General features: G+C 59.0%; 1 protein-coding gene. It reads left to right on the forward strand.

Features of this window, described 5'->3' with window-relative positions; all coding sequences use genetic code 11:
- Positions 1-886: immunoglobulin-like domain-containing protein (locus tag GIB19_RS28115; RefSeq protein ID WP_274888858.1), on the forward strand; the 886-nt coding region annotated here is incomplete at both ends.

The raw sequence follows: 886 nt of genomic DNA on the forward strand, positions 1-886 counted from the left end.
TGATGGCACCACCGTCATCACGGTCCCGGCCAACAGCACTACCGGCTTCACCACCGTGACTGCTCCGGACAACGTCTACGTCGGTACCAACGACCCAGTGATCAAATCGATCGCCACCGTTGATGGCGCCGATGTTGGCAAGTTCGAGAACCTGGTTCTGGACAAGACGCCGGTCAGCACTGCTGTGACCGACGAACCAGGTACGCCGGGCAACGAAGGTGATCTGGTCAAAGTCACCATTACCGCTGACCAGGTTTCCGTCGCCGAGAACGTCAAACCGACCTTCACCGTTCACATCAACATTGCGCTGGCTCACGACCTGGTCGTGACCTTGAGCAACAACGCTACCGTCACCATCAAAGCTGGCGAAACCAGCGCCCCGTACACCCACGAAGCACAGGGTGACGACGTCTACAAAGACGCCGGTGAAATCGAGCTGGGCGTGAAGTCGGCAGCAGACATCGACGGCCGTGCCTTCGAGAACCTGCAGTTGGGCGATGCGGCGTCGGTCAAAGTGACTGACACCACGGATGACGTGGTGGCCAAGCTGACCGCTACCCCTTCGGTTACCGAAGGTGGTGCAATCACCTACACCATCACCCTGACCAACAAAGACGGTCTGCCGATCGATAAACACTCGGCGCTGACCTTCACGCTGAGCGACGGCACTACCGTCATCACCGTGCCGGCCAACAGCACTACCGGCTTCACCACCGTGACTGCTCCGGACAACGTCTACACCGGTACTAACGATCCAGTGATCAAATCGATCGCCACCGTTGATGGCGCGGATGTTGGCAAGTTCGAGAACTTGGTTCTGGACAAGACGCCAGTCAGCACCGCTGTCACCGACGAGCCAGGCACTCCGGGCAACGAAGGCGACTTG

It is taken from the genome of Pseudomonas sp. ITEM 17296, from assembly GCF_028895205.1.
GTDB classification, from domain to species: domain Bacteria; phylum Pseudomonadota; class Gammaproteobacteria; order Pseudomonadales; family Pseudomonadaceae; genus Aquipseudomonas; species Aquipseudomonas kermanshahensis.